Source organism: Actinomadura luzonensis (assembly GCF_022664455.2).
GTDB classification, from domain to species: Bacteria; Actinomycetota; Actinomycetes; order Streptosporangiales; family Streptosporangiaceae; genus Nonomuraea; species Nonomuraea luzonensis.
In genome coordinates this window covers 5,906,227-5,931,607 of the sequence record NZ_JAKRKC020000001.1, presented here as the reverse complement: position 1 = coordinate 5,931,607, position 25,381 = coordinate 5,906,227, and the positions used below count along the sequence as shown (strand labels likewise).

Genomic DNA, 25,381 nt, shown 5'->3' with positions numbered 1-25,381 from the left:
GCTGACCGCGGCGGTCCCGCCCCCGGCGGAACGGGGGCGGGACCGTCGTACCGCTGCGCTACCTTCTCGGTGGGACGCCGGGCCGGCCGAGGAGGAAGGGGTTGCCGGGGTGAGCGAGGACCTTCCCGACAAGAGCGGGCACTTACCCGACACGCCGCGGCCCAGGCGGCGGAAGGTGCCCTGGGCGGCGTCCGTGTCGGCCGGGCTGGCGGCCGCCGCGGCGAGCGTCCTGACCGCCAGCGTCGAGTGGGACATCCCGCCGCTCGCCAAGATCGGCGTCACCGTGGCCGCGGCCGTGCTCGTCGGCCTCACCACCTGGGCCACCACCGAGTCGGCCCCGAGGCGCCGCGACCCGGGCGGCGACGCCGGCGGCCTGCCGCCCGACCAGTGGCCGCCCGTCCTCGAGCACTTCACCGGGCGCGCCGACGCCCTCGCCGAGCTGCGCCGTGTCGCCGCCGCCCGCCGCCGGGCGGGCGACCTCGCGCCGCCGCTCGTCATCTCCGTCTACGGCCGCGGCGGCGTCGGCAAGTCCGCCCTCATGACCCGCTTCGGCCAGGAGCTCGCCGGCTGGTTCCCCGACGGCCGCCTCTACGCCGACCTGCGTGGCACCGTGGACGCCCCCGTCCGCCCCGAAGAGGTCCTGACGGGCTTCCTGCGCGCCCTGGACGTGCGCCTCACCACCGATCCCGGCGGCCTGGAGGAGCTGCGCAACCTCTGGCTGACCTGGACCAAGGGCCGCCGCATCCTCATCGGCCTGGACAACGCGCACGACGCCGAGCAGGTCCGGCCGCTGATCCCGAACGCGCCCGGCTGCGCGGTGCTGGTCACCTCACGCTCCCCGCTGTTCCTCGGCGGCACGTACGACACCCGCCTCGGCGTGCTCAGCGAGGCGCACGGCGTCGAGCTGCTGGCCAGGCTGGCCGGCGGGGCGAGAGTCGTGGACGACCTCGACGCCGCCAAGGAGATCGTCCGGATGTGCGACCACCTGCCGCTGGCGATCGGCATCTGCGGCGGCCGCCTGGCCACCCGCGAGCAGTGGACGCTGCGCGAGATGGCGGGCCGCCTGGCCGACACCCGCCGCCGCCTCGACCAGCTCGAACTGGCCCCCGCCGTCGAGTCGAGCGTGCGGGCGTCGGTGCAGCTCAGCTACGACGACTGCACCGGCATGCAACGCCGCCTGCTGCGCCTGCTCAGCGCCGTGCCCGCGCCCGACGTGCCCGGCTGGGTGGCCGGCGAGCTGCTCGACGTCTCCGGCCTGGAGGGCGGCGACCAGCTCGAAGCCCTCATCGACGCCCAGCTCGCCGAGTGCTCGGGCACCGACCAGACCGGCGCCATGCGCTACCGCCTGCACGACCTGGTGCGGGTCTTCGCCGCCGAGCTGTCCGGCCAGGACGAGCCGGACCGCCGCCGCGCCGCCCTGGAACGCGTCCTTTCCGGCTACCGCCGCCGCGCCGAGGAGGCCGCCCAGAACCGCTGGCCGCAGGACTGGAGCAAGGGCGGCCGCCAGGCCGGCCCCGACGGGCAGTCCCTAGCCGGCCCCGCCGGACAGGCCCGGGCCGGCGACTGGCTCAACGCCGAGCGCCTGTCGCTGCTGGCCATGGTCGAGCTCGCCGGCCGGCTCGAACTGTGGGAGCTGACCTGGGGCCTGGCCCGCGCGTTCTGCTCGCTGTGCCACTCGCTCCGCGCCTACTGGGCCGACTGGAAGGCGGTCGCGGAGCTCGGCTGCGCCGCCGCCGGGCGCACCGGCGACGCGCGGGCCCTCGCCATCGCCCTGCTCGACGCCGCCGCCGTGCACGGCGGCCTCGGCCTGCGCGAGCGCGCCCTGGAGGAGGCCAGGCAGGCGCTGGACGCCTTCACCGGGCTGGGCGAGACCTGGTGGGCGGCCCGCGCCAGGCGCACGATCGGCATGACGCTGTTCAGCGACGGCCATCTCGACCCGGCCCAGGGCTACCTGATCGAGGCCATCGCCGCGTTCAAGGGCGAGGACGACCCGTGGTGGATGGCCCGCACCCAGCGCAACCTGGCCGAGCTGCGGATGGCGGAACGGCGGCCCGAGGAGGCGCGGGAGCTGCTGGAGGACGCCCTGCGGGTCTTCAAGAGCCGCGGCCACCGCTACTCCGAGGCCCAGACGTTGCGCGTCTACGGCGAGGTGCTGGCCGCGCAGGCGCGGGGCGAGCACCGCGAGGGCGACCGGCGGCTCGCCGCCGGCCTGTTCACCCGGGCGGGCGCCAGCCTGGACCGGGCGGCGGAGCTGTTCCGGCAGCGCGGCGAGCTGTGGGAGGAGGCGCGCTGCCTGCGGGCCGCGGGCGAGGTGGGCGACCCGGCGGGCGGGCCGCGCGAGCTGGAGCAGGTGCGCCGGGCCGAGGAGATCCTGGCCGCGCTCGGCGACTCGTGGGGGGTGGCGCGCACCGCCGTGTCGGCGGGCCGGGCGCTGTCCCGGCTGGGCCGCACGGAGGAGGCGGAGCGGGAGCTGCGCCGCGCCGTCGAGGGCTTCGAGGAGCTGCAGGACCGCTGGTGGATGGCGCGCAGCCTGCGCCACCTGGGCGAGGCGCACCTGGACGCGGGCGGGCGGCGGGCCGCCGTCGCGCCGCTGGAGCAGGCCAGGGACATCTACCGCAGCCTCGGCAACGAGGCCGGCCTGCGGCGCACCCTCGAACTGCTGCGCCGGGCCGCCGCCTAGTCCCTGGTCAGTGGGGTGCGCAGCAACGCGCCCGCCGCCTGCCTGGCCTGGGTGATGCTCTCCTCGAACAGCTTGCGGGCGTGCGCCGCCTGGTCGGCCAGCTCCCTGATGTGCTGGTGGGCCAGCTCGTCGCGGACGGTCTCGGCGATCAGCCGCTGGTACTCGGGCGTCCGGGCGGCCAGCGCCTCCAGCCGCCGGTGCGTCTGGTAGACCTTGTCGGTCTTGATCACCTGTTTGGCGTACTTCTCCAGATGTCGTACGCGCTGGGCCAGCGACGTCCAGGCGGCGTCCAGGGCGTTGGAGTAAGGCCGGAACGCCTCCTCCATGCCGGGCGGCAGCTCCCTCGGCACGATCTTGCCGTGCTCGGCGTGCATGGCCGACAGCTTGCGCAGCCGCTGCGCGATCTGCCAGACCTCCTCGGGCAGCGTCACCTGGTTGTCGATGGTGTCGATCAGGCCCGCGCGGTTCACCTTGGAGTTGAGGATGACCTCGACCGCGTTCTGCGCCCGCCGCAGGAGCTGCTGGCAGGGATAGTCCAGGTCCTCGGGCAGGATGTAGCGGTCGGCGTGCGCGTAGGCCAGGCGCAGCCGTCGTCTCGTGGTGCGGTACGAACCGTCCAGCGCCATCCACCGGAACAGCGTGATCAGCCCGATGCCGATGGCCACCACGATGGCGGCCGGGACCGCGAACACCACGCCGATCACCATGAAGAAGCCGGGCAGGACGAACAGCAGCGCCGGGTTGAACGTCGTGTCCATGCGCTTGCCGGTCCGAGCCATGCGGAGGATGTGCGGGCTCGACCGCAGCTCTACCGAGATCTCCGGGGGCAGCGAGGGATCGATCACCAGCCGTGGAGGCAGAGCTCGTGGATCCATATGTTCATGCTGCGTTATGAAGCTCGGATTCGCTCATATTTGATGGACATATAGGGTCGAAGATGATGAGCGAAATGACGAGGTGGATCGATCTTCAGGGCGCGGTCAACGTGCGTGACCTGGGCGGGCTCCCTACCCGTGACGGCGCGGTCACGCTGCGCGGCCGGATCTTCCGGTCCGACAACCTGCAGGGGCTGACGCCCCACGACATCGACCGGCTGGTCGGCGAGCTGAAGCTGCGGCACGTGGTGGACCTCCGCTCCACCGCCGAGGTCGTGCTGGAAGGTCCCGGCCCGCTGACCCGGGTGCCGGAGGTGCGGCACCACCATCTGACGCTGTTCGCCGAGGGCGGCCGGCACACCGACGTCGAGGCCGACACGGCTCCCGGAGGCATCGACGCCGACAAGGTGCTGCCCTGGGTGGACCGCACGCTGGACGACGAGCTGCGCGTCACCGGCATCTACTTCGGCTACCTGCGCGACCGGCCCACGGCGGTGGTCGAGGCGCTGCGCGCGATGGCGCTGGACGACGGGGCCGCGCTGGTGCACTGCGCGGCCGGCAAGGACCGCACCGGCGTGCTGTCGGCGCTGGCGCTGGAGGTGGCCGGCGTCACGCGCGAGGCCATCGTCGCCGACTACGTGGCGACGGGGGAGCGGCTGGAGCTGATCCTCGCGCGGCTGCGCGCGAGCGAGACCTACCGCGGCGACCTCGACTCCCGCCCCGCCGACGACCACCGGCCCCGCGCCGGCTACATCGAGCAGTTCCTCCAGGTGCTGGACGAGCGGTACGGCGGCCCGATGGGCTGGCTGGCGCACCACGGCTGGACCGACGCCGACACGGCCGCCCTGCGGGCCCGCCTCCGCGACTGACGCCCGCCTGGGGTCAGCCGGTCAGGTGGACCACGATGCGCTGGGCGGCCGACAGCCGGGCCGCCTCCAGCACCGTGAGCACGTCCACCGCGCTCTCCGGGTCCACCGGCGGCGGCGCGCCCTCGCGCAGCGCCGCCGCCACGCCCCGGTAGAAGTCGAGGTAGGCGCCCGGCTCGGTGCGCACGCGCCGGTGCTCGTCGCCGGCGCCGAGCTCGCCCCAGCGCTCCTCCTCGTCCTCGCCGAACCCCGGCGAACCGGGCGCGACGCCGGCCCGCAGCCGCTCCTCCTGCACGTCCATGCCGTGCTTGACGTACGCGGCGGCCGAGCCCAGCACCCGCAGCCGGGGCCCGAGCCGGGCCGCGACCGAGCTGGCCCACAGATGCGAGCGCGCCCCGCTCTCGTGGGTCAGCGCCACGAACGTGTCGTCGTCGGCGCCCACCCCCTCCCGCCGGACGTCGCTCTCGCCGTACACGTCCCGCACCGGCCCGAGCAGCTGGAGCGCCTGGTCCACCAGGTGGCTGCCGAGGTCGTACAGCAGCCCGCCGACCTCCTCGGGCCCGCCGCTCTCCCGCCAGCCGCCCTTGGGCACCGGCCGCCACCGCTCGAACCGCGACTCGAAGCGGCGGATCTCGCCGAGCGCGCCCTCCGTGGCCAGCCGCCGCACGGTCAGGAAGTCGCCGTCCCAGCGCCGGTTCTGGAACACGGTCAGCATCACCCCGCGCTCCTTGGCCAGCCGCACCAGCTCGCGCCCCTCCGCGGCGGTGCCGGCCAGCGGCTTGTCCACGACGACCGGCAGCCCCCGCTCCAGGGCCGCGGCGGCGGTGGCGACGTGCGTGCGGTTCGGCGAGGCGACCACGACGAGGTCGCTGCGCTCCCACAGCTCGCGCACGTCGGCGACGCCCTGCGCGCCGTAGCGGCCGGCCACCTCGGACTGCCGCGCCGGGTCGCGGGTGACGACGGCGGCCAGGCGCAGCCCCGGGGTGGCGTGGATGAGCGGCGCGTGGAAGAACGCGCCCGCGACGCCGTAACCGACCAGCCCGACCCTGATCTCACTCATCCGGCCAGGCTACCGAAACCCCCTCGCCGCCTTGCCGGACGCGCCCCGGCGGGGCGGCCGGGCCCGGCTAGGAGGCCGGCGGGTCGTCGCGCTCGGCGAGGAAACGCTCGAACTGGGCGGCCAGCTCGTCACCCGTCGGCATCGGCGTCGACTCCGCGATCAGGTTCTCCCGCTCCGCGCCCGCCGCGAACGCGTCGTACTGCTGCTCAAGCCCGGTGATCGCGGTCGACAGCTCGGTGGAGGCGCGGATCTGCTCCTCGATCTCGGACGTCGTGCGCTGGGCGGCCTCCCGCAGCGCGTCCATGGGGAAGATCAGTCCCGTGCCGCGCGTCACGGCCTCCAGTGCCGTCACCGCGGCGGTCGGGTACTCCGCCTGCGACAGGTAGTGCGGCACGTGCACCGCGTACCCCAGCGCGTCGTGCCCCAGAGCGCCGAGCCGCAGCTCGATCATCGCCGCGGCGCTGCCCGGCACCTGCACCCGTCCGAACGCGCTGGTCTGCGCGTTGATCAGCTCAGGACGGCTGGCGTGCATGGTGACCCCCAGCGGGCGGGTGTGCGGCACGGCCATGGGGATGCCGTGCACGGTCACCAGCTTGCTCACCCCGAGCCGCTCCACCAGCGTGCGCACCGCGCCGGTGAACAACTCCCACTCCCGGTCGGGCTCGGGCCCCTGCATCAGCAGGAACGGTGTCCCCGTCGCGTCCTTCAACAGGTACACCGCCAGCTCAGGGCTCTCGCACTCCACCCAGCGGTCGGTGTCGAAGGTCATGATGGGCCGGCGGGACCGGTAGTCGAGCAGCCGGTCCACGTCGAACGTCGCCACGACCCGGTGCTCCAGCTCGGCCAGCAGGTGGCCCAGCGCCAGCCGTCCGGCGCCTCCCGCGTCGACGAAGCCGTCGAAGTGGTACAGCAACACCGGATCGTGCAGCTCGGGCGGCTCATCTGCGAGCTTGTAGAGATCCTTCGGGTCGAACACGGTTGGACAGCCTTTCCGTAGGTACTCTTTCCAGAACCTATGGCGGGTCAGAACGATTCCGTGCACGGCACCCTATCGAGGCACAATGCGCCGAAGTGACGCGGACCCGCTGCGGGAGGTCGTCCTCGCTGGACACGGCGGGCACCGCCACCAACCGGTCAACGCGAACGCCGGCCCAGCCGGCCGCGGCCACCCCGCCCGGCCGGCTCACCCGGTCACCGCGACCGGCCGCCTCGCCCGGCCGCCCCGCCGCGCCGACGGCAAAGGTGACACTTACCTGATCCCGGCGGCTTATTACGGTCACGCCAGGTCGGCACGCCCGCTTGTCACACCTGGCGACACCGCGCGCAAGCCCGGCGATCACGCCCGGACACCGCTCGCGGGCGCGGTCGTCACGGCGGAGCCCGCCCGTGGTCAGGGCCTCCATCCGGGGGCGCAGCGCAACCCGCCGCCGGTACGCCTTCCGCACCGGCGAGGGCGGCATGTACGTGATTGACCAGTTTATCCGACCGTTCATACAACGGGATTCATAGTGTGAAATAAGCATTAAAGGCATCGAACTTGTCGAGTGTGGCCTTTCGAGCAGTCCAAAGTCATGCTTAGGGCGTGGCTACTTCTGCGCACTCCTTCAGTAGGCGACCGCTCCACATCCCTCCCCTGCCATGCCCGTTCCCCAACGAGATCAACGAGCATGCCTCGGAGATCGACGTGGAGAGTCACGCCTGGCTGGCCGCCTCAAAAATGCTCAAGGGCGCCGCTACGATCGAGCACTTCCGGCGCTCCAAGATCGGCATGCTCGCGGCCCGGACCAACCCCACCGTGCCGCGCGACAGCCTCCGGCTGATCAACGACTGGTACAACTGGCTGTTCGCGTTCGACGACGCCTTCTGCGAGGGCGAGCTGATGGGACACCGCGCCTCGGCGCTGGCCCGAGCCCTCCCGCCCCTCCTGGAGATCCTCGACGGACGCCGTGAGCCGGACGCGAGCGACCCCTTCGGCCTCGCACTCAAGGAGCTCCTCCACCGCATCTCCGCGCTGGCCACCCCCGCCCAGGTGGACCGCTGGCGCACCACGGTCAAGGAGTACCTGTTCGCCCAGATCTGGGAGGCCGCCAACCGCGAGGTCGACCTGATCCCCACCCCCGAGGACTACATCCTCATGCGCCGCATCACCGGCGCCACCTACACCTGCTTCGCCCTCATCGACGCGGGCGGCGGCTACCGGCTCGAAGCCGAGGAGTGGCACCACCCCGACGTGCGCATGCTGTCCGACCTGGCCTGCGACCTGATCGGGTGGGACAACGACCTGTTGTCCTACGCCAAGGAGCGCGGCAACGACAAAGCCCGGCACAACCTCGTCACCGTACTGGCCACACACAAGTCGCTCACCGTCCAGGAAGCCCTGCTCGAGGTCTCCCGGATGCACAACCACGCGGTCGCCGCCTTCCTCGACCGGCGCACGGCCCTCGACCGCTGGGCCACCCTCCCCATCCGCAAGTACGTGCGCGGCCTCGAACACTGGGTCCGCGGGCACATCGAGTTCTCGCTCGGCAGCGCGCGCTACATCGGCGCCTGGCCGGACGACACCCGCTGGCCGCAAGCGGTCTAAGGCCGGCTCTCGCCAGGGGCGTCCAGCTCGCCCAGCGCGAGCGCGGACGCCTCTTCGAGATCCCGCCGCGCGCCCTCCTCGAAGGCGTCCTTGTAGGCGAGCTCGCCCAGCTTGCGCTTGCACTCGCGCACGCAGGAGTCGTGGTTCCCGGTCATCCACGGCGCGCCGAGCTGCGGCAGCCCGGCCGTCTTCCAGTTCTGCTGCAACGCGCCCAGCAGCTCCGCGGCCGTGGAGGTGTCGCCCCGCGCGGCGAAGATCCGCGCGGCCGTCTCCAGCGCCAGCAGCATGCCGAGCGTGTCGTGGAAGTGCCGCTTGATGCGCAGCGCCTCCCGGGCGTTCTGCAGCGCCTCGTCGGCCCGGCCGGTGGCCAGCCGGGTGCCCGCCAGCGCCCACTGGGCGTGCGAGCTGACCCACAGCTCGCCGCGTTCCCGGCACACCTGCAGGCAGTCCTGCAGCAACGACTCGGCCTCGTACAGCTCGCCCTGCGACGACAACACCAGCGACAGCTCGACGATCGCGGGCAGCAGGCCCGGGTTGAGCTCCTTGTTGTCGGTGTTGAACTCGATCGCCACGCCGAGCAGCGCGCTCGCCTTCTGCAGGTCGCCCTGCAGCAGCGCGGCCGTGCCCTGCATCTTCGAGGCCAGGATCACCGCCCGCGAGTCGCCCACCCGCACCGCCTCGGTGCTGCACTTCTCCGCCGCGGCCTGCGCGCCCGCGCTGTCGCCCTGGGCGCTCTTGACGTACGACAACACCCACAGCGCCTTGCAGCGCTCCTTGCTGACCTCGGGGTTGGCCTCCAGCGCCCGCTCCAGGTACAGCCGCCCCTCCCGGGCGAAACCGCAGCACACCCACATGAACCACAACGACGACAACAACGTCAGCGCCAGGATCTCCTTGTCCGGCGTCTTCAGCGCGTGCTCCAGCGCCACCCGCACGTTGTCGTGCTCCTGGCGCATCCGCACGAACCAGTAGATCTGCCGCGGCCCCGACCAGGCGTCCTCGCTGCGCTGGGCCAGGCTCAGGTAGTACTCCAGATGCCGCTGGCGCATCTGCTCGCGCTGGCCGAGCTTGTCCAGCCACTCGTCGCCGTACTCGGCCAGGGTGTCGATCAGCTTGTAGCGGACGCCGGCGTGGTTGCTCCTGATCAGCAGGATCGACTTCTCCACCAGGCCGGTGACCAGGTCGGTGATGTCCTCGGACGGCAGCCGGCCGTCGGAGCAGACGAAGCGGGCCGCGTCCAGCTCGAAGTCGCCCGCGAACACCGACAGCCGCGCCCACAGCAGCCGCTCGGCCGGCTCGCACAACTCGTGGCTCCAGCCGATGGCCGCGCGCAGCGTCTGGTGGCGCGGCAGCGCCGTGCGGCTGGCCCCGGCCAGCAGGCTGAACCGGTCGGTCAGCAGCCCCAGGATCTGGTCGACCGACAACGCCCGCAGCCGCACCGCCGCCAGCTCGATCGCGAGCGGGATGCCGTCGAGCCGCCGGCACAGCTCGGCCACCGTGCCGATGCTGCTCTCGTCGAGCTGGAAGTCGGGGACGCTCGCGCCGGCGCGGGCGGCGAAGAGCTGCACGGACTCGTTGGTGAAGTAGTTCTCCGCCGGGTCGTCGCCCGGCACCTGCAACGGCGGGACGGGCACCACGTGCTCGTACGGCAGGTGCAGCGACTGCCGGCTGGTGGCCAGCACCTTCAGGTTGGGCGCGGCCTCCAGCAGCTCGTGCACCAGCTCCGCGCAGCCCTGCACGACGTGCTCGCAGGTGTCGATGATGAGCAGCATGTCGCGCTCGCCCACCCACTCCGACAACGACTCCGACTCAGCCCGCGAGGACTGGTCGGCGATGCGCAGCGCCGAGGAGATCGTGTGCTTGACCATGCCCGCGTCCTGCAGCCGGGCCAGGTCGGCGAACCAGACGCCGTCGGGGAACTGCGAACGAACCTGGTGCGCCAGCCGCAGCACGGTGCGGGACTTGCCGACGCCGCCGATGCCCGTGACGGTCACCAGCCTCGACTCGTTGAGGTGTCGTTTGAGGTTGGCGAGCAGACGCGTGCGCCCGACGAAGCTGGTGAGCTCCGCCGGGAGATTGCCCTCTCGCCGCCAACCTGAAGGGGTGGCCATGCGCAGCCTCACGGGGGATAGGCGACACCTGCCCTGGCATCGTACCGCCGTGCCTGCCGCGTGTCCCCGGACCTGGGGACACGCGCGGTGTTGCTTTGTACGTCTCGGTAGCATGGGAGCCGTGTCAGATTTCTACCCCGAGCAGACGGCGGACGACCTGGACCTCGGTTGGGGCGACGACCTCCCCGACGACAACCCGGACGACTTCTACCTGGACAACAAACCACCCCACTGGGACTGACCCACCCGCGCCACCGGCCACCCGCGCCACCGGCCCCCCGCGCGCCGCCACCGGCACGACCGCTCCGCCGAGCACACCCTCCGGTACCATCCGGCGACCTCACACCGCCGTGCCACGCGCCTCTGACCGGGACCGCCCGGCCCACGCCGCCCGACCACCCGCTGCGACCGGACCAGCGCCCGAGGACGCATGCCGGACCCCGCCCGCACCGGAACCAGCGCCTCAGGACGGCTGCCCGCAGGACGAAGGCCCGCAGGACGAAGGCCCGCACACGCCCGCATTGTGGCCGGCGCCTCCCGGACGGACACCGGGACACGCGCGGCCACCGGGACACGCGCCGGTACCGGGACGGGCGCCGGTACCGGGACGGGCGGCTTGGTGACGACCGGAAACGCCCGACCACCCAGAAGGAGCCGGCGACCCCATGACGACCGGACACGTGCTGCGTCCCGCCAGACCGGACGACTACGACGCCATCGCCGCCGTGGTCGACTCCTGGTGGGGCCGACCCGTCCTGCCCTCCCTCCCCAGACTCTTCCTCGACCACTTCCACCGAACCAGCCTCATCGCCTCCACCCCCGAACCCACCACCTCCCTCTCCGAACCCACCACCTCCCCGCCCGGACCCGCCTCGCTATCCGAATCAGGCGAGATGACAGGGTTCCTCATCGGCTTTCTCTCCCCGTCGGCGGAGCACGAGGCGTACATCCACTTCGTCGGCGTCTCCCCCCGCGCGCGGGGCGCAGGCCTGGCACGGACCTTGTACGAGACGTTCTTCGACCTCGCCCGAAAGCACGATCGGAGCGTGGTGAAGGCGATCACCTCGCCGCTGAACACGACGTCCATCGCCTTCCACCAGCGAATGGGCTTCACCGTACAAGGCCCGCTACCCGCCTACAACGGTCCCGGCACCACCCTGATGACCTTCGAACGCCCCCTTACCTGACATGGAGGGCCGAACCCGCTGCCGGAGGCCCGGCGCTCACCGTTCGGCGATCTGTGCTCAGCCCTGAACGGTGGGACGGATGACGATCTCGCCGATCTCGACGTCGTGCGGCTGCTCGACGGCGAAGGCGATCGCGCGGGCGACGCTTCCGGGGGCGACGCCGTCGTGCCTCTCGCGCCCGTCCTCAGGCGGTGGCGGCGATGGTGGTCGCGGTGGCGATGGTGGTCATAGCGGCGATGGTGGTCATGGCGGCGATGGTGGTTATGGCGGCGACGGTGGCCGTGGCGGTGGTCACGGTGGCGGCGGCGAGGTTGGCGATGGCGGTGGCGGTGGCACGGGACGCGACGACCGGCGCCGCTGCCCCGGCTGCTGTCAGCTCCGCCTGCTCGCCGCTTCCCGTCCCCGGTTCAGCTCACGACATCCTTTCTGCGGAAGCGCCGGAAGGCCACCGCGATCAGGATCGCCGCGTACGTGATCGACACCGACGCGCCCTTGATCATGCCACCCCAGTCCAGCTCCGGCGCGAGCGCGTCCATCCAGGCGCTGTTCCAGTACGTGGGCAGGAACTCGCGCAGCGACCCCAGCGCCTCGACCGCCTGCAGGATGGTCGACACGATCCACAGCCCCACGGCCCCGCCGACGGCCCCCAGCGGGGAGTCCGTCATGGTGGAGATGAGGAACGCCAGCGCCGCCACCACGAGCTGGCTGACCAGGGCGTACCCGATCACGATGCCGAAGCGCGGCAGCACGTCGAACGCCGGGATGACCTCGCCGGTCACGGGCACCTGGATGTCGTTCCACCCGAACGCCAGCGTGCCCGCCACGAGCGCCATCAGCGGCAGGCAGATCACCGCCGCCGCCGAGTAGCCGAGCGCCACGATCAGCTTCTGGCGCAGCAGCCGGTCCCGTGGGATCGGCGCGGCCAGCAGGTAACGCAGCGAGGACCAGTTGGCCTCGCTGGCCACGGTGTCGCCGCAGAACAACGCCACCGCGACCACCAGCAGGAAGTTGGCCGACACGGACAGGGCGAAGGCGGCGAAGTTGAGCCCGCTCTGCGTCGCCAGGTCGGAGATGCGCAGCGACTGTCCCTGGTTGCTGGACTGCGGCCCGATCTCGAAGGCGATCACCAGGACCCAGGGCAGCGCCAGCAGCAGCGCGAACATGCCGATCGTCCGCCGCCGCTTGAACTGCCGGACGATCTCCACGCGCAGCGGCAGCGTGCGGCGGGGCGCGTAACCCGGCGCGGCGGTCATGACTTGTCTCCGATGAGGTCGAGGAACACGTCTTCCAGGCGCGGCCCGTGCCCGTTGACGGGGGTGGCCGAAGTGAGCAGCCGTGCCACCGGCCCGGCGGAGACCAGGCGTCCCCGCTGCATGACCACGACGTGGCTGCAGGTCTGCTCCACCTCCGCGAGCAGGTGACTGGAGACGATCACGGTACGGCCGTCGCGCGCGTAGCGCTTGAGCACTTCGCGCATCTCGCGGATCTGGGGCGGGTCGAGGCCGTTCGTGGGCTCGTCCAGCACCAGCAGGTCCGGCAGGCCGAGCATCGCCTGGGCGATGGCGAGCCGCTGCCGCATGCCCTGGGAGTAGGTGCGTACCGCCCGCTCCAGCGCCTTGCCGAGGCCCGCGATCTCCAGCGCCTCCTCGAAGTGGGCGTCGGCGGCAGGGCGGCCGGTGGCGGCCCAGTACAGCTCGATGTTGTCGCGGCCGGACAGGTGCGGCAGGAAGCCCGGCCCCTCCACGAACGACCCGAGCCTGGACAACACAGGCGCGCCCGGTGTCACCCGCTCGCCGAAGATGCGGACCTCGCCGTCGTCGGGGCGGATGAGGCCCATCATCATGCGCATCGTGGTGGTCTTGCCCGCGCCGTTCGGGCCGAGCAGACCCAGGACCTGGCCCTGCTCGACGCGGAACGACAGGTTGTCGACGGCAAGTTCGCCGTTACGGTACGCCTTGGTCAGCCCCGTGATCTCCAACGGCACCGACCGCTGCCCGTCCGTGACCGCCTCCGAGCCGGAGCCGGCCTGGTCGCCGGTGTCGCTTGGCCGGCCGGTCCCGCTTGATGCGGCTGTGCCCGTCAGGCCGAGGTCGGCATCGGGGCTGCTGGAGGTGGAGGAGGGCGAAGAGGAGGAGGCCAATGCGGGGGAGGTAGAGGTGGCGGAGGCTGACGGGTCGAGGGTCGCGGTGGCGGAGGTCGAGAGAGCTGGGACGGGGGTGGGGGCGGGGGTCGGGAGTGCGTCCGGGGTAGGGGGCTTGCGGGAGCCTGGGCGGGGGGAGGAGGGCGAGGAGGTACGGCCGGTGGCGAGCAGGACGGCGGCGATCGCGATCGCGGCCAGCGGCATCGCCCACACCCACCAGGCGATCCCGGCCGCCGGGGCGGACAGGGTGCGCACGGTCGGGACGGCGAGGCCGGGAGCGGCCAGCGACACCTGGTACGTGGCGGGTTCGGCCGGCGTGGCGAAGCCCATGTCGGTCGTGGTGACGACGAGGCGCAGCCGGTGCCCGACGGCGAAGTTGTAGTCGACGGCGGGCAGGGTGACCGTGGCGACGACGCCGTCCGAACCTTCCGGGATCGTCACCCGGAACGGCGCCACCAGCCCGGCCGGCAGCGACGGGAGCTGCGAGCCCTCGGACATGTCGTACACCTTGGCGAACAGGGTCGCCTCGCCCTCGCCCGAGATCTTGATCCTGGCGGTCGCGCTGCCGGTGAGCTGGAGCGGCGCGGTCAGCGGCGCGGACTCGAACGCCGCGCTCTGGCCGGGCATGTCGAGCGAGATGCCGCCGCTCTGGCCGCCGCCCAGCAGCGAGCCGACGCCCGGGACCGTCGAGATCGAGGCGGGGGCGCCGCCGGGCGGGTTGACGATGTTCTGCTCCGGGCCGCTGAGCTGCACGGTGGTGGTGCCGGTGCCGCCGAGGCCGGGGTAGGCGGACGCTTCCGGGTGCAGGCGGATGCGCTGGCGGGTGCCGGGGTCACGGCCGCCGTCACGGGTGACGGTGAAGGCGCTGACGGGCGGCGTGGACTGCGCGGAGCCCTCTCCCTTCAGGTAGCGGGCCAGCCACATGGAGGTCTGCTCGTACAGCCAGTCGGCCTCGCCGTTGCCGCCGTCGTGCCCGCCGTCGAACCAGCCCATGCTGACCGGGGTGCCGTTGGCGGCGATCGCCTTGGCGTTGGCGTCGGCCTGGCTCAGCGGGAACAACGAGTCGCGCTGCCCCTGGAGCAGCAGCGTCGGGGCCTTGATGCGGCCGGCCACGGTGATCGGGCTGGAGGCGCGCAGCAGGGCGATCGCCTCGGGGGTGGCCTTCCCGTCCTTGGCGACCTGCTGGTAGACGTCGCAGATGGCGGGCAGGAACCGGCCGCAACGCGCTTCCTCGGGCGTCATCGGCGCCGCGACCTGGCCCTGGCGGCTCTGCCCACGGCCCTGGCCGCCTTGGGCGGTCTGGCTGCCCTGTCCGCTCTGGGTGCCCTGTCCGCTCTGGGTGCCCTGTCCGCTCTGGGTGCCCTGTCCGCTCTGGGTGCCCTGTCCGCTCTGGGTGCCTTGGCCGCCCTGGGGCTGGCCGCTTTGGCCCTGGGCCTGCTGGGTGAGGCCGTCGAGGGAGAGGCCGCGGCCGAAGAAGATGCCGGACCACATGCGCTTGAAGACGCCGTTCGCCGGATCGCCGAGCCCGGGACCCGCGGTGTCACCGCCGGCGGCGGGCGTCTGGGCGGCGCTGTCCGGGAAGAGCGAGTCGGCGAGGTCGGACCAGGTGATCTGGGGGACGATCGCGTCGACGCGCTGGTCGAAGGCCGCCGTCATCAGCGCGATGGCACCGCCGTACGAGCCGCCCACGATGCCGACCCGCGGGTCGCCGGCGGCGTCGAGCCGCACCTCGGGCCGCTTGGCCACCCAGTCGATGAGCTGCTTGACGTCCTTGACCTCGTAGTCGGGCGAGTTGAGCGCGATCTCGCCGGTCGACCGGCCGAAGCCGCGCGCCGACCACGTCAGAACCGCGTAGCCGTCCTGGGCGAGCTGCGTCGCCTGCTGCCGGACGCTCTGCTTGCTGCCGCCGAAACCGTGCGCGAGCAGCACGACCGGCGCCCTGCCGCCATCTGCGGGCGCGAAGAACGTGGTGTCGAGCTGCACCCGTTGATCATCGGCCGGTCCGTCGACGACACTGATTGCCTGGTCCTGGGCCCGCACCTGCGGAGCCGACGGCCACACCAGCCACGTCGTCACCCCGATCAGGGCGAGTGCCGCAACCAGCGCGGCCACACGCTTCATGCGGAGAGCCTACTTTCCGCACCTGAGAGATTTCTGAGACGGCGTTTCCGCCGGGGCCGTCTCGGCTCTGCTCGGTGCCGTTGAGCTGCGGGAACAGGAAGATCGACAGCAGGGGCGGCGGTCAGCCCAGGAGGGCGTAGACGGTGGCGGCCCGGGCCGCCGGCTCCGTGGAGCCCTCGGCGGTGAGGGTGACGTCGGCGAAGGCGAGCGTGCGGCCCAGCTTGGTGATGCGGACGTCGATCAGCACGTCCTGGCCGGTGACCGGGCGCTGGAACGTCGTGGACTGCTGCACGGTCGTCATCGGGACGAACCCGCCGCGGGCGGCGCAGATCGCCAGTGCCGTGGCCGTGTCGGCGGCGGCCATCATCGCCTGCCCGGACAGGCCACCGCCCTCGCGCGCCAGATCGGCCGACCAGGGCAGGCGGACGGTGGTGCGGCGTTCGCCCGCCTGCTCGACGCGTAGGCCGAGCCGCTGGATCCATGGGGCGAAGTTGTCGCGCAGGACCGCCTCCAAGGCTTGGGGGCTCGCCGGCTCCTGGCCTGCTGGCGGGGGCCCGGGGTGCTGCGGGCCGGAGGTTTCTGGTGTCGCGTTCGCTGAAGTCACGCGGTCATCATGCACGGCGGATCGACGTCGCGGAGCCGCGAGCGGTTCGCCTGTGGATAACGTGCGCCGGTCGGTTGATCTGGAGGGGGATGTCTGCGGTCTTGCGGGGGTCCGGGGTTCGGGGAAGGCTCGTACCTGGGATCGGGGCCGGGGGAAGCGCCTGCGAAGGGAGGGGCACGTGGAGGCCGGCACAGGAGCGAGCGCGAAGACGGACGGTGGGGCGGACGTGGGGGAGCGGGTGGTCGCGGAGGCGGAGGCGGTTCGGGTCTTCTTGCCGGACACGTACGAGAAGGCCGTCCCCTACGAGCTGTTCGCGCGGCTTCGCCGCCACACTCCCGTCCGCTGGATCCCCGAGCCCGCCATCGGCCCCTGGCGGGAGGGGCCGGGCTACTGGGCCGTCTTCCGCCACGCCGACGTCAAACACGTCCTCCGCACCCCCGAGGACTTCTCCTCCCACCTCGGCGCCACCCAGGTCCGCGACCCCGACACGCCGTCCGACCTGGCCTTCGTCCAGGACATGATGCTCAACATGGACCCGCCGGAGCACACCAGGCTGCGCCGGATCGTGGCGGCGGCGTTCACCCCGCGCGCCGTCCGGGCGCTGGAGCGGACGATCGCCGAGCGCGCGGCGGCGCTGTTCGCCGAGGGCGAGTGCGACTTCGTGGAGGTGGCCGCCGAGCTTCCCGTGTGGACGCTGGCCCATGTGATGGGGGTTCCGGCACAGGACAGGCGGTTGCTGTACGACTGGGCGTCGCGCGTCATCGGCTACCAGGACGCCGACCACGCCGGGCTGTCCACGGCCGACGTCGCCTCGCTCACGCCGATGGGGCGGCGGGCGGTCGCGTCCAGGCCCGAGCCGCGGCCGGGCGTGAACCCCAGGTCCAGGGCCGCGCTGGCCGACATGTTCGGCTACGCGCACGCCCTCGCAGGGGCGCCCGCGGACGGCGGGTCCGTCATGGCGGCCATGCGGCGCGGCGGGCTGACGGAGGGCGAGTTCGAGAACATGTTCTTCCTGTTCGCCGTGGCCGGCAACGAGACCCTGCGCAACGGCGTCCCCGGCGGCCTGCTCACGCTCCTGGAGCACCCGGACGAACTGGCCCGCCTGCGCGCGGACCCGTCCCTCCTCGGTCCCGCCGTCGAGGAGATGGTGCGCTTCTGGCCGCCGGTGATCCACTTCCGCCGCACCGCCACCCGCGACCTCACCCTCGGCGGGCATCGCATCCGCGCGGGCGAGAAGGTGGTCGTCTACCACGCCGCCGCCAACCGCGACCCGGCAGTCTTCCCCGACCCCGACCGCTTCGACCTCGCCCGCGCCCCCAACGACCACGTCAGCTTCGGCTTCGGCCCGCACGTCTGCCTCGGCGCGCACCTGGCCAGGGCGCAGTTCCGCGCGATCTTCAGTGAGCTGCTCCGCTGGGACGTCGAGCCGGCCGGGGAGCCGCGCCGCCTCACGTCCAACTTCCAGAACGGTCTCAAGCACCTGCCGGTACGGCTGAGACCGGCGCGCGTCACGGCGCGGTGAGGGCCAGCCGGTAGTGCACCTCCTCCAGGGGCGGGTCGGGCAGCATCTTGGCGCGTCCTGACGGGGTGAAGCCGAAGCGCTCGTAGAAGCGGCGCGCCCGCGCGTTGGCGGCCAGCACCCACAGCCCGGCCTCCCCGTGCCCGGACGCCGCCAGGTCCTCGACGGCGGCGGTCATCAGGGCCCGCCCCATGCCGGTGGAGAACTCGTCGGGCAGCACATAAATGGCGTACACCTCCATGCCGGGCACGTCCTCGTCCCGCGAGGGGCCGTACAGGGCGAAACCGCGCACCTCGCCGCGCACCTCCGCCACCAGGCCGGACACGCGCCCGCTGCGCAGCACCTCGGCGCGGTTGCGCACGACCTCGGGCCGCACCTCCAGGGACGCGAGGTGGTCGGCGGGCATCACGTCCCGGTACGCGACGCGCCAGGTAGCGAGGCGGACCTCCTCGATGACGGCCGCGTCCTCGGGGTGGGCCGACCGGATCTCATATGACATGTGATGAATTGTCCCAGGGGCGGGCACGTCCGGCGCCGGGTTTTCCACAGGGGGCGGCACATCGGGAACCTGGGTCGCGAAGGACCGTAAGATTCACTCCCGTGAAGTCTCCAGCATCGATCAAAAAGGCCGCAGAGTGGGCCTTGCCGTACTGGACCAGAGGCCAGGCGGGGCGCGAGACGCCGCACGACCTGTTCAGGGTGCTCTACTTCGGATGGCTGGTGGCGTTCACGCTCAAGCTGCTCGGCTCGGCCTGGGACGTCTCGTGGCACTTCAAGTGGCTGCGTGACGACCTCGCGCCGCCGCACCTGCTGAACTCGGCCGGCACGGCGATCGCGCTCGCCCTGACCATCGTCCACGGCTACACCGGTTACGGCGTCGACCGGCTCGCCCTCAGGCTCATCCAGTGGGGCACCGGCATCTTCCTCGTCGCGGTGCCGCTCGACCTGATCAACCACCGCATCAACGGGCTCGACATCACCTCGTGGAGCCCGTCGCACATCATGCTCTACGTTGGAACGTTCTTCATGATCGCCGGGGTGGTGCGCGGCTGGTTCATGGGCGCGCCGCCCGGGCGGGAGCGCACGTTCGTGCTGGCCGCGTTCCTCGCCTTCTTCCTGGAGAACGTGCACTTCCCCGAGCAGCACCAGGAGTACGGCATCCTGTCGCTCGGCGCCTGGGACAACCACGTCACCTACGCCGAGCCGATCCTGCTGCAGTTCGCCGCCGACCAGATGGGGCGGCCGGTCGACCGGGTGATGATGCTCGGCTTCACGCTGCCGGTGCCCGACTTCCTCTACCCGGTGTACGCCGTGGTGGCCGGGGTGTCGGTGCTGGTGGTGGCGCGGCTGCTGATCGGGCGGTTCGGCGCCGCCACCCTGGTCGCCGGGGCGTACGTGGGCTTCAGGACGCTGATCTGGCCGCTGCTGACCGTCACCGGCTTCCCGCCGTCGGCGGTGCCGTTCTTCCTGGTCGTGGCCGGGCTGCTGGTGGACGTGGCGTTCCTGGTGCGGTTGCCGGTGGCGCGGGCCGTCGTCGGGGCCGTGGGGGTCACGGCCGTCACGTACGGGGCGCTGATGGCGCAGAGCACGCTCATGGGCGCGGTGTACGGGGCCGTGAAGGGACAGGAAGGGCTGGCGGGGGCGCCTCCGCTGGTCATGGCGTCGGCGGTGTGGGCCGGGGTGGGGCTGATGGTCGTCTGGGGGGCGGCGGAATGGGTCGCGAGCAGGCGCAGCCCACGCCCACAGGTCGTCGAGACCCCGGCGGTCGTCACCGCCTGAGCGGGTGATGGTCGTTCCCTGAGCTGGGCGGTGGCTGTCGCGTGAGCGGCGGTAGTCGCTCCCTGAGTTGGGCGGTGGCTGTCGCGTGAGCGGGCGGTCGCCACCGCCGGAGTGGGTGGTCGCCGCTTGGGCAGGCGGTCGTCGCCCCACGAGCCGGGCCGTAGCTGTCGCGTGAGGGGCGGTGGTCGTCGCCGGGCCTGTGGTTGTTGTCGTCTCGGCCTGTGATGGGCGTCGCCTGAGCTGTCGGCGTGACCGCCGGCTGTGCTGGGGGCTTGGCTTCGGCGGTGGTCTGGCGGTCCGGGTCGTGCTGGATGTGGGTGAGGCGGGTCGTACTGGATGTGGGTGAGGCGGGTCGTGCTGGGGCCGGGTGGGAGGGGGCTTGGGGAGGGCGGAGGGCGTCGGTCAGGCGATCGAGGCGCGGGTGAGGGCGACGGCCACGCCGTACGCCAGGCCCATGAGCGCCACCTCGGCCGTCGCCCACCCCACCAGCGCGGTCGGCCGGCCCTGGCGGATGGCGGGCAGCAGGCGGAAACGGATGTGCGCGGCCAGCGGCACCAGCGCGGCGATCAGCGCCGTCTTGGTCACGACCAGCAGCCCGTAGTGGCTGGTCACGATCGCGTCCGGCAGCGTCACGCCCGGGGTCAGCGCCATCGTGCCCAGCCCGGTCACCAGCCCTGACAGGCCGACCAGCAGCAGGCACAGCGTGGCCAGCCGGGAGAACTTCGGCAACGCCACGGCCAGCAGGTCCCGGTGCGGGGCCAGGAACGCGGCCGTCGCCACGAGGCCGCCGGTCCACGCCGCCGCGCCCATGACGTGGATCTCCATCGAGATCATGATCGGGTCGTGCCAGACCGAGTTGACGGCGTGACCGGTCACCGGGATGGGCAGCAGGCCGAACAGCGCCACGATCACCCGCAGCTCGGCGGGCACCTTCTCACCGAACCTGACCGCCATCAGCCCGATCCCGGCGGCGGCCAGCGCGCAGGCGGCGCTGAACAGCAGGCCCTGGCCTGTGCCGACGCTCCCGACATAGTCGGCGATCATGCCGAACGTGGGGACGACGCCCGGGTTCAGCTCCGCCGTCTGGAACACGATGGTCAGCAGGGCGCAGATCGCCCACGCCCACGCCGCGATCACGACCAGCGGACGCACCCGCAGCAGGACCGGCTCGGTGCGGTCGGGAGCGTCGAAGCCGAGGAGCTTGGGCAGCAGGCTCAGGCCGACCACCGCGACGGCGGCCACGTCGAGCAGGGCACGTACGACGGGCAGGCCGATCGCGACGACCGGGCCCGGCATGGGGATGCCGGGGACCGCCTCCTGGGCGGTGAACGAACTCGCCGTCACGGCGGCGGCCACGGCGCACACGCCGAAGGCGCCGGCCAGGAGGCGGGCGCCGATGCGCTGCTGGGGGAGGGGCTGCTGGGGGAGAGATCGTGCGGTGACGGTCACGGCTTCGCCCCTTCGGCTCCGCCGGATGCGGCTCCGCCGGATGGGGCTCCGTCGGAAGGGGTCCCGGTGGAGGTGGTCCTGTTGGGAGGGGTCCCGTCGGAGGGAGGGGGAGAGGAGGGGAAGGTCGCCGTCTCGGGTGGTGACGCAGTGGCGGCGGACTGTTCTGTGGCGGAGGGCGTGGTGGCGAGGGGTGAAGTGGAGCGGCGGAGGGCCAGGGCGGTGCCGGCTGCGAGCAGGAGGAGGGCGCCGACGATCCAGACGACGGCCATCCCGGCCCCGCCGTTCGCCGCCGCCTCGGCCGCCGCCGCACCGGCCCCGGCCGTGGCATCGGTGCCGGTCATGGGGACGGCGTCGGTTGTGGGGTCGGTTGTGGGGTCGGTCGTGGGGCCGGTTGGGGTGCCGGTTGGGGTGCCGGTCGTGGGGGGCTTGAGGGTGAAGGTGAGTTTGCCGGTGACCGGGTGTCCGTCGGCGGACAGGATGCGGTAGCCCACCACGTACGCCCCGGCCCCGGTCAGCGGCTTCAGCTGCACCGACACGCGCTCCGCCGCCACCACCGCGGCGCCGTCGGCCCAGGAGGAGCCGTCCGCGCCGGTGACCCCGATCTGCGCGTACCCCTGGCGTACCGCCTGGTCGAAGATGAGCGTCACCCGCGCCGGCGCGGCCGTGAGCGTCGCCCCGTCCGCGGGGTCGCTGCCGACCAGTACGTTGTGCGCCTGAGCCGCGTACGGAGGGACGATCACCGCCGTCGCGCAGGCGAGCAGCAGGACCGTGAGTAGCCGCCTCAAAGCCGAAAGCCTTCCATCGAACATGTCCGGAACCCGTATATGGTCCCACCCATGGAGACCCGGTTCGGCGGCGCGGCGCCCTACTACGCCCGATACCGGGCGGACCACGGCGACGTGGCCATCGAGCGACTGGCCGCCGCCTTCGGCCCGGACGGCACGGTGCTCGACCTGGGCTGCGGCCCGGGAACGGTGGCGATCCCGCTGGCCCCGCGCGTCCGCGAGGTCCTGGCCGTCGACCCCGACCCGGACATGCCGGCGGAGGGCAGGCGCCTGGCGGCGCACCTGCCGAACGTCCGCTGGCTGCCCGGCGACTCCACGACACTGCGTGACCTGCCGCCGTTCGACCACGTGGTGATGGGCAGGTCGTTCCACTGGATGGACCGGCGCGCGGTGCTCGGCGAGCTGGACCGGCTGCTGCCGCCGGGCGGCGTGGTCGCGCTGGTCGGGCCGGGCCGCCGGCCGCCCGAGGAGCCGTGGGAGCCGGCGATGCGGCGGGTCCGCGACCGGTTCGGCCTGGGCGAGATGACGGCGTCCAGCTCCTACCAGGCGACCGGCGAGCACCACCACGACGTCCTGGCGGATTCGCCTTTCGCGGACCTCACGCTGCACACCGACGAACGCGTCCTGACGCGCGACCTCGACGGCGTGCTCGGCCTGCAGCTCTCCTACTCCTTCAGCAGCCCGGCGCGCCTGGGCGACCGGCTGGAGGCGTTCGTCGAGGAGGCCAGGAGGGAACTGGTCGCGGAGAACCCCTCCGGCGAGTGGCGGTACGTCAGGCAGGCGGAGGTGCTTCTCGCGAGGCGCCCCTCCGTCCGCTGACGAGCCCGGACGCGAGCCCGGACGCGAGCCCGGAGGCGAGCCCGGACGTGAGCCCGGACGCCACCCTCGCGGCCCGTACCGCCCCGCCCGGCCACAACCGGGCCAGCCGCCAGGCGAGCCGGCCCGACGCGGGCGCCACGATGAGCGCCCGGTTCCGGGCGACGCCGCGCAGCACGTCCTCGGCGAGGGCCTCGGCGGAGTAGAGCCGGCCGGGGCCGCGGCCGATCACCTGCCGGGCCGACGCGCCGATCCGGGTCGCGGGCAGGCCGGGGTTGGCGTTGTCGAGCAGCGGCGTGTCCACGAAACCGGGGCACACCACGCAGACCCGCACGCCGTGCGCCGCCGCCTCGGCGCGCAACGCCAGCGACAGCCCCACGACGGCGTGCTTGGTGGCCGTGTACGGCAGCATCAGCGGCGCGGGCACCAGCCCCGCCAGCGACGCGGTGTTGACGATGTGCCCGAACCCCTGCCGCGCCATCACCGGGTAGGCCGCCAGCACCCCGTGCACGACGCCGCGCAGGTTGACGTCGATCGTCCGGTCCCAGTGCTCGCGGGTCATCTCCTGCGCGGTGCCGCCGACGGCGATGCCGGCGTTGTTGAACATGAAGTCGAGGCGGCCGTGCTCGTCGGTCACCCGTTCCACCAGGGCGGCGACCGCGTCCGCGTCGGTGACGTCGACCCGGGCGAACCGCACCTCGCCCGGCTTGGGGGAGGCGGCCGGTCCGGCAGAGGGGCCGGACCCGCCGAAGGAGGCGGAGGCCGACCCGATCGTCGGGCCCGCGACGGTCGCCGTCGTCCCGGCGACGGGAGGGCCCGAGGAGGATCCGGCGGGCGGGGTGGCTCCGGTGGAAGGGGCGGGGGCGGGTTCGGTGGGTGGGGCGGTTCGGGTGGGAGGGGCCGGGCTGGGTTCGGAGGACGGGGGCGCTCCGGTGGAAGGGGGTGCGGAGGGCGGGGTGGTCAGGTCGGCGACCGTGACGGCCACGCCCCGCGCCGCCAGCGCCTCCGCCAGCGCCCGCCCGATCCCCGACGCGCCCCCGGTGACGATCGCCGTCCTCACGCCCGCGGCTCCGCCCAGATGCCCATGGCCCGCCAGATCCGCCGCGTGAGCGGGCCGATGAGCCCCAGTTCGGCGCAGAGCTCGCGGGTCTTGCCCACCGAGTCGCGGATCTCCCGCTTGGCCTCGTCGTTGCGCAGGTAGACGTCGGCGACGACGTTCGGCGGGATGCGGAAGTGCCGGATCATGGCGCCGGGCGGCGCGAGCATGATGCGGGCCATCACGCCGAGGACGAGCGGCGCGGCGACGCCGAGCAGGAACCGCCGGTACGCGGGCATGCGCGGCACGCGGTTGCGCAGGTAGTGCCGGGCGAAGGAGATGTGCCTGGCCTCCTCCGCGATGTGGATGCGCATGATCGTCTCTTCCAGCGGGTGGTGCGCCCGCCCGTCCTTGAGCACCTTGCGCTGCACGTGGTCGATGGGGTCCTCGCCGCCCAGCACGAACACGAAGAACAGCTCCGTCGAGATCAGCGGGATCCACGGCGCCACCTGCGCGACGACCGACAGCGGCCCCGGCATGCCCCGGATCGGCATCCCCGTCCGGTTCACGAACTCCTGGAACATCATCCCGTGATGTCCCTCTTCGATGGTCTCGTGGTAGACGTAGCGGAACTCGGGCGACCCGTTCGGCAGCCGGTAGGCGTAGTTGAGCAGGCCGCGCTTGAGCAGGTTCTCGAACTGCAGGCCGATCTTCATGGCGGTGGCCACCCGCCACAGCCCGATGGCGGCGCGCGTCTCCGCCGGCCGGCTGCGGTACCAGGGATGGCCGCCCAGCTTGTCCACCTCGGGCAGCTCCCAGCGCGGGTCCGCCGGGTCGACGCGGAAGTCGGGGTCGTCCCACGGGATGTCGCGGTACGGCTCCCAGTGCTTGTCGACCGACGCCTTCGACAGGCGTTCGATGACCGCCCGGTACGCGCTGCGGCCGGCGACCTGCTCGTCGCGTTCCCTGGCGGTGACAGAGCTCGGTGCGGTTGTCATCGCGTGCGCTCCTCTCCTCGCCAGGTAATTGTACGAAGTGTCCAATAGCTCCGGAAGGGGCGATTTCACAGCTTTTCGAGGGGTACGCCGAGCTCGTTCGCCGCAGCCGTGCGGATCAGCGCGTTGATCCGCCTCCGGGAGAGCACCTTGGGATGCACGTTCGTCTGGATGGCCAGCCCGTCGATGAGCGCGAAGATCCGCCAGGCGGCCCCGTCGGGGTCGGGGCAGGTGAAGTCGCCGGTCTGGGAGCCGTCCTCGATGATCGCGCGGAGCAGCAGGCGGCCGTGGGTGTCGATCCGCCGCGAGATGTCCTCCAGGTCCGCGTTGCGCATCGCCTCCGCCCAGGCGTCGATCCACAGCCGCCAGCCCTCGGGCTGCATCGTGGGGGAGCAGACCCGCAGCAGGGTGCGCAGGCGATCGACCGGGGTCGCCGGCGACTGCTCGATGTCCTCCAGCGTGGTGAGGTGCTGGCGGGCCGCGTACATGAAGGCCTGCGCGAACAGCCGTTCCTTGTTCTCGAAGTGGTAGAACAGCAGGGCCTGGCTGACGCCCGCAGCGCGGGCGATGTCGATGGTCCTGGTGTGGCCGAAGCCCTGGTCCGCGATGACCTCGCAGGCGGTCTTCAGGAGATCCTCACGCCGTAATCGGCTGAAACCAGATGTCACAACGGGTAACTCTCTTCAAAGCAGACTATCTTCATGATCATGGTATCTGCCGGTCCCTTTCCGTTGTGGATCAGGGCCGGAAACCTTCCCTTACCCGCTCTTTTGC

At 72.5% G+C, this 25,381-nt stretch carries 20 protein-coding genes; 7 read left to right on the top strand and 13 right to left on the bottom strand.

Annotation, left to right across the window (positions count from 1 at the left end):
- The first annotated feature begins 109 nt into the window (after positions 1 to 109).
- Complete coding sequence (locus MF672_RS28100) at positions 110 to 2,680, top strand: ATP-binding protein (protein WP_242377913.1); 2,571 nt, start codon at positions 110 to 112, stop codon at positions 2,678 to 2,680.
- Here the strand turns inward: MF672_RS28100 and MF672_RS28095 are convergent.
- Positions 2,677 to 3,555 (bottom strand): hypothetical protein, encoded by an 879-nt coding sequence (locus MF672_RS28095; RefSeq protein ID WP_242377911.1) that lies wholly within the window; start codon positions 3,553 to 3,555, stop codon positions 2,677 to 2,679. The genes MF672_RS28100 and MF672_RS28095 overlap by 4 nt on opposite strands.
- A gap of 74 nt (positions 3,556 to 3,629) precedes the next feature.
- Here MF672_RS28095 and MF672_RS28090 point away from each other — a divergent pair, with 74 nt between their 5' ends.
- Entirely contained in the window at positions 3,630 to 4,424 is a 795-nt protein-coding gene (locus MF672_RS28090) for a tyrosine-protein phosphatase (RefSeq protein WP_308210519.1), read from the top strand.
- Between the two features lie 13 nt (positions 4,425 to 4,437).
- Here the strand turns inward: MF672_RS28090 and MF672_RS28085 are convergent, their stop codons facing one another.
- Complete coding sequence (locus tag MF672_RS28085; RefSeq protein ID WP_242377906.1) at positions 4,438 to 5,481, bottom strand: Gfo/Idh/MocA family oxidoreductase; 1,044 nt, start codon at positions 5,479 to 5,481, stop codon at positions 4,438 to 4,440.
- A 67-nt stretch (positions 5,482 to 5,548) separates the two neighbouring features.
- Positions 5,549 to 6,457 (bottom strand): proteasome assembly chaperone family protein, encoded by a 909-nt coding sequence (locus tag MF672_RS28080; protein WP_242377904.1) that lies wholly within the window; start codon positions 6,455 to 6,457, stop codon positions 5,549 to 5,551.
- 708 nt (positions 6,458 to 7,165) lie between these two features.
- On the opposite strand from MF672_RS28080, the gene MF672_RS28075 reads away from it, so the two are divergent.
- Entirely contained in the window at positions 7,166 to 8,065 is a 900-nt protein-coding gene (locus MF672_RS28075) for a terpene synthase family protein (RefSeq protein WP_242377902.1), read from the top strand.
- Here the strand turns inward: MF672_RS28075 and MF672_RS28070 are convergent.
- Positions 8,062 to 10,188 carry an ATP-binding protein gene (locus MF672_RS28070; RefSeq protein ID WP_242377900.1) on the bottom strand — a complete coding sequence of 709 codons (2,127 nt, stop codon included), beginning with the start codon at positions 10,186 to 10,188 and terminating at the stop codon, positions 8,062 to 8,064. The genes MF672_RS28075 and MF672_RS28070 overlap by 4 nt on opposite strands.
- A 653-nt stretch (positions 10,189 to 10,841) precedes the next feature.
- Here MF672_RS28070 and MF672_RS28065 point away from each other — a divergent pair.
- Entirely contained in the window at positions 10,842 to 11,363 is a 522-nt protein-coding gene (locus tag MF672_RS28065; RefSeq protein WP_242377897.1) for a GNAT family N-acetyltransferase, read from the top strand.
- Positions 11,364 to 11,770: 407 nt separating this feature from the next.
- Here MF672_RS28065 and MF672_RS28060 read toward each other — a convergent pair whose 3' ends face one another.
- From MF672_RS28060 to MF672_RS28050, 3 genes are all read right to left on the bottom strand, one after another.
- Positions 11,771 to 12,616 carry an ABC transporter permease gene (locus tag MF672_RS28060; RefSeq protein WP_242377895.1) on the bottom strand — a complete coding sequence of 282 codons (846 nt, stop codon included), beginning with the start codon at positions 12,614 to 12,616 and terminating at the stop codon, positions 11,771 to 11,773.
- Positions 12,613 to 15,624 (bottom strand): alpha/beta fold hydrolase, encoded by a 3,012-nt coding sequence (locus MF672_RS28055; RefSeq protein WP_242377893.1) that lies wholly within the window; start codon positions 15,622 to 15,624, stop codon positions 12,613 to 12,615. The genes MF672_RS28060 and MF672_RS28055 overlap by 4 nt, the downstream gene beginning before the upstream one ends.
- A gap of 121 nt (positions 15,625 to 15,745) precedes the next feature.
- On the bottom strand, positions 15,746 to 16,138 hold the full coding sequence (locus MF672_RS28050; protein WP_242377891.1) for a PaaI family thioesterase: 393 nt from the start codon (positions 16,136 to 16,138) through the stop codon (positions 15,746 to 15,748).
- A gap of 268 nt (positions 16,139 to 16,406) precedes the next feature.
- Between MF672_RS28050 and MF672_RS28045 the strand changes: the two genes are divergently transcribed.
- Positions 16,407 to 17,750 (top strand): cytochrome P450, encoded by a 1,344-nt coding sequence (locus MF672_RS28045; RefSeq protein WP_242377888.1) that lies wholly within the window; start codon positions 16,407 to 16,409, stop codon positions 17,748 to 17,750.
- Here the strand turns inward: MF672_RS28045 and MF672_RS28040 are convergent.
- A complete protein-coding gene (locus MF672_RS28040; protein ID WP_242377886.1) occupies positions 17,737 to 18,246 on the bottom strand; it encodes a GNAT family N-acetyltransferase in 510 nt (169 codons plus the stop codon). The two genes, MF672_RS28045 and MF672_RS28040, sit on opposite strands and share 14 nt — an antisense overlap.
- Before the next feature lie 101 nt (positions 18,247 to 18,347).
- Between MF672_RS28040 and MF672_RS28035 the strand changes: the two genes are divergently transcribed.
- The gene (locus tag MF672_RS28035) at positions 18,348 to 19,526 is read left to right on the top strand and encodes a hypothetical protein (protein WP_242377884.1); all 1,179 of its coding nucleotides are present in this window, start codon (positions 18,348 to 18,350) and stop codon (positions 19,524 to 19,526) included.
- A gap of 402 nt (positions 19,527 to 19,928) precedes the next feature.
- Here MF672_RS28035 and MF672_RS28030 read toward each other — a convergent pair whose 3' ends face one another.
- The gene (locus MF672_RS28030) at positions 19,929 to 20,975 is read right to left on the bottom strand and encodes a CopD family protein (RefSeq protein ID WP_242377882.1); all 1,047 of its coding nucleotides are present in this window, start codon (positions 20,973 to 20,975) and stop codon (positions 19,929 to 19,931) included.
- Positions 20,972 to 21,760 (bottom strand): copper resistance CopC family protein, encoded by a 789-nt coding sequence (locus tag MF672_RS28025; RefSeq protein ID WP_242377880.1) that lies wholly within the window; start codon positions 21,758 to 21,760, stop codon positions 20,972 to 20,974. Before MF672_RS28025 ends, MF672_RS28030 begins: the two co-directional genes overlap by 4 nt.
- A 51-nt stretch (positions 21,761 to 21,811) precedes the next feature.
- Between MF672_RS28025 and MF672_RS28020 the strand changes: the two genes are divergently transcribed.
- Positions 21,812 to 22,579: a class I SAM-dependent methyltransferase gene (locus tag MF672_RS28020; protein ID WP_242377878.1), complete on the top strand. Its 768-nt coding sequence runs from the start codon at positions 21,812 to 21,814 to the stop codon at positions 22,577 to 22,579.
- Here MF672_RS28020 and MF672_RS51495 read toward each other — a convergent pair.
- The 3 genes from MF672_RS51495 to MF672_RS28005 form a co-directional block, all read right to left on the bottom strand.
- Entirely contained in the window at positions 22,533 to 23,636 is a 1,104-nt protein-coding gene (locus MF672_RS51495; RefSeq protein WP_302893269.1) for an SDR family NAD(P)-dependent oxidoreductase, read from the bottom strand. The genes MF672_RS28020 and MF672_RS51495 overlap by 47 nt on opposite strands.
- Positions 23,633 to 24,610, bottom strand: coding sequence for an AurF N-oxygenase family protein (locus MF672_RS28010; RefSeq protein WP_242377875.1), 978 nt, complete (start codon positions 24,608 to 24,610; stop codon positions 23,633 to 23,635). The genes MF672_RS51495 and MF672_RS28010 overlap by 4 nt, the downstream gene beginning before the upstream one ends.
- 65 nt (positions 24,611 to 24,675) lie before the next feature.
- Positions 24,676 to 25,275, bottom strand: a complete 600-nt coding sequence (locus MF672_RS28005; protein WP_242377873.1) for a TetR/AcrR family transcriptional regulator — start codon at positions 25,273 to 25,275, stop codon at positions 24,676 to 24,678.
- Between the last annotated feature and the right edge of the window lie 106 nt (positions 25,276 to 25,381).

Bases quoted from the DNA above. Each gene is read 5' to 3' on its own strand.
- MF672_RS28085 (WP_242377906.1), bottom strand. From the start codon at position 5,481: ATGAGTGAGATCAGGGTCGGGCTGGTCGGTTACGGCGTCGCGGGCGCG.
- MF672_RS28010 (WP_242377875.1), bottom strand. From the start codon at position 24,610: ATGACAACCGCACCGAGCTCTGTCACCGCCAGGGAACGCGACGAGCAG.
- MF672_RS28090 (WP_308210519.1), top strand. From the start codon at position 3,630: ATGACGAGGTGGATCGATCTTCAGGGCGCGGTCAACGTGCGTGACCTG.
- MF672_RS28040 (WP_242377886.1), bottom strand. From the start codon at position 18,246: ATGTCATATGAGATCCGGTCGGCCCACCCCGAGGACGCGGCCGTCATC.
- MF672_RS28055 (WP_242377893.1), bottom strand. From the start codon at position 15,624: ATGAAGCGTGTGGCCGCGCTGGTTGCGGCACTCGCCCTGATCGGGGTG.
- MF672_RS28060 (WP_242377895.1), bottom strand. From the start codon at position 12,616: ATGACCGCCGCGCCGGGTTACGCGCCCCGCCGCACGCTGCCGCTGCGC.
- MF672_RS28065 (WP_242377897.1), top strand. From the start codon at position 10,842: ATGACGACCGGACACGTGCTGCGTCCCGCCAGACCGGACGACTACGAC.
- MF672_RS28020 (WP_242377878.1), top strand. From the start codon at position 21,812: ATGGAGACCCGGTTCGGCGGCGCGGCGCCCTACTACGCCCGATACCGG.
- MF672_RS28095 (WP_242377911.1), bottom strand. From the start codon at position 3,555: ATGGATCCACGAGCTCTGCCTCCACGGCTGGTGATCGATCCCTCGCTG.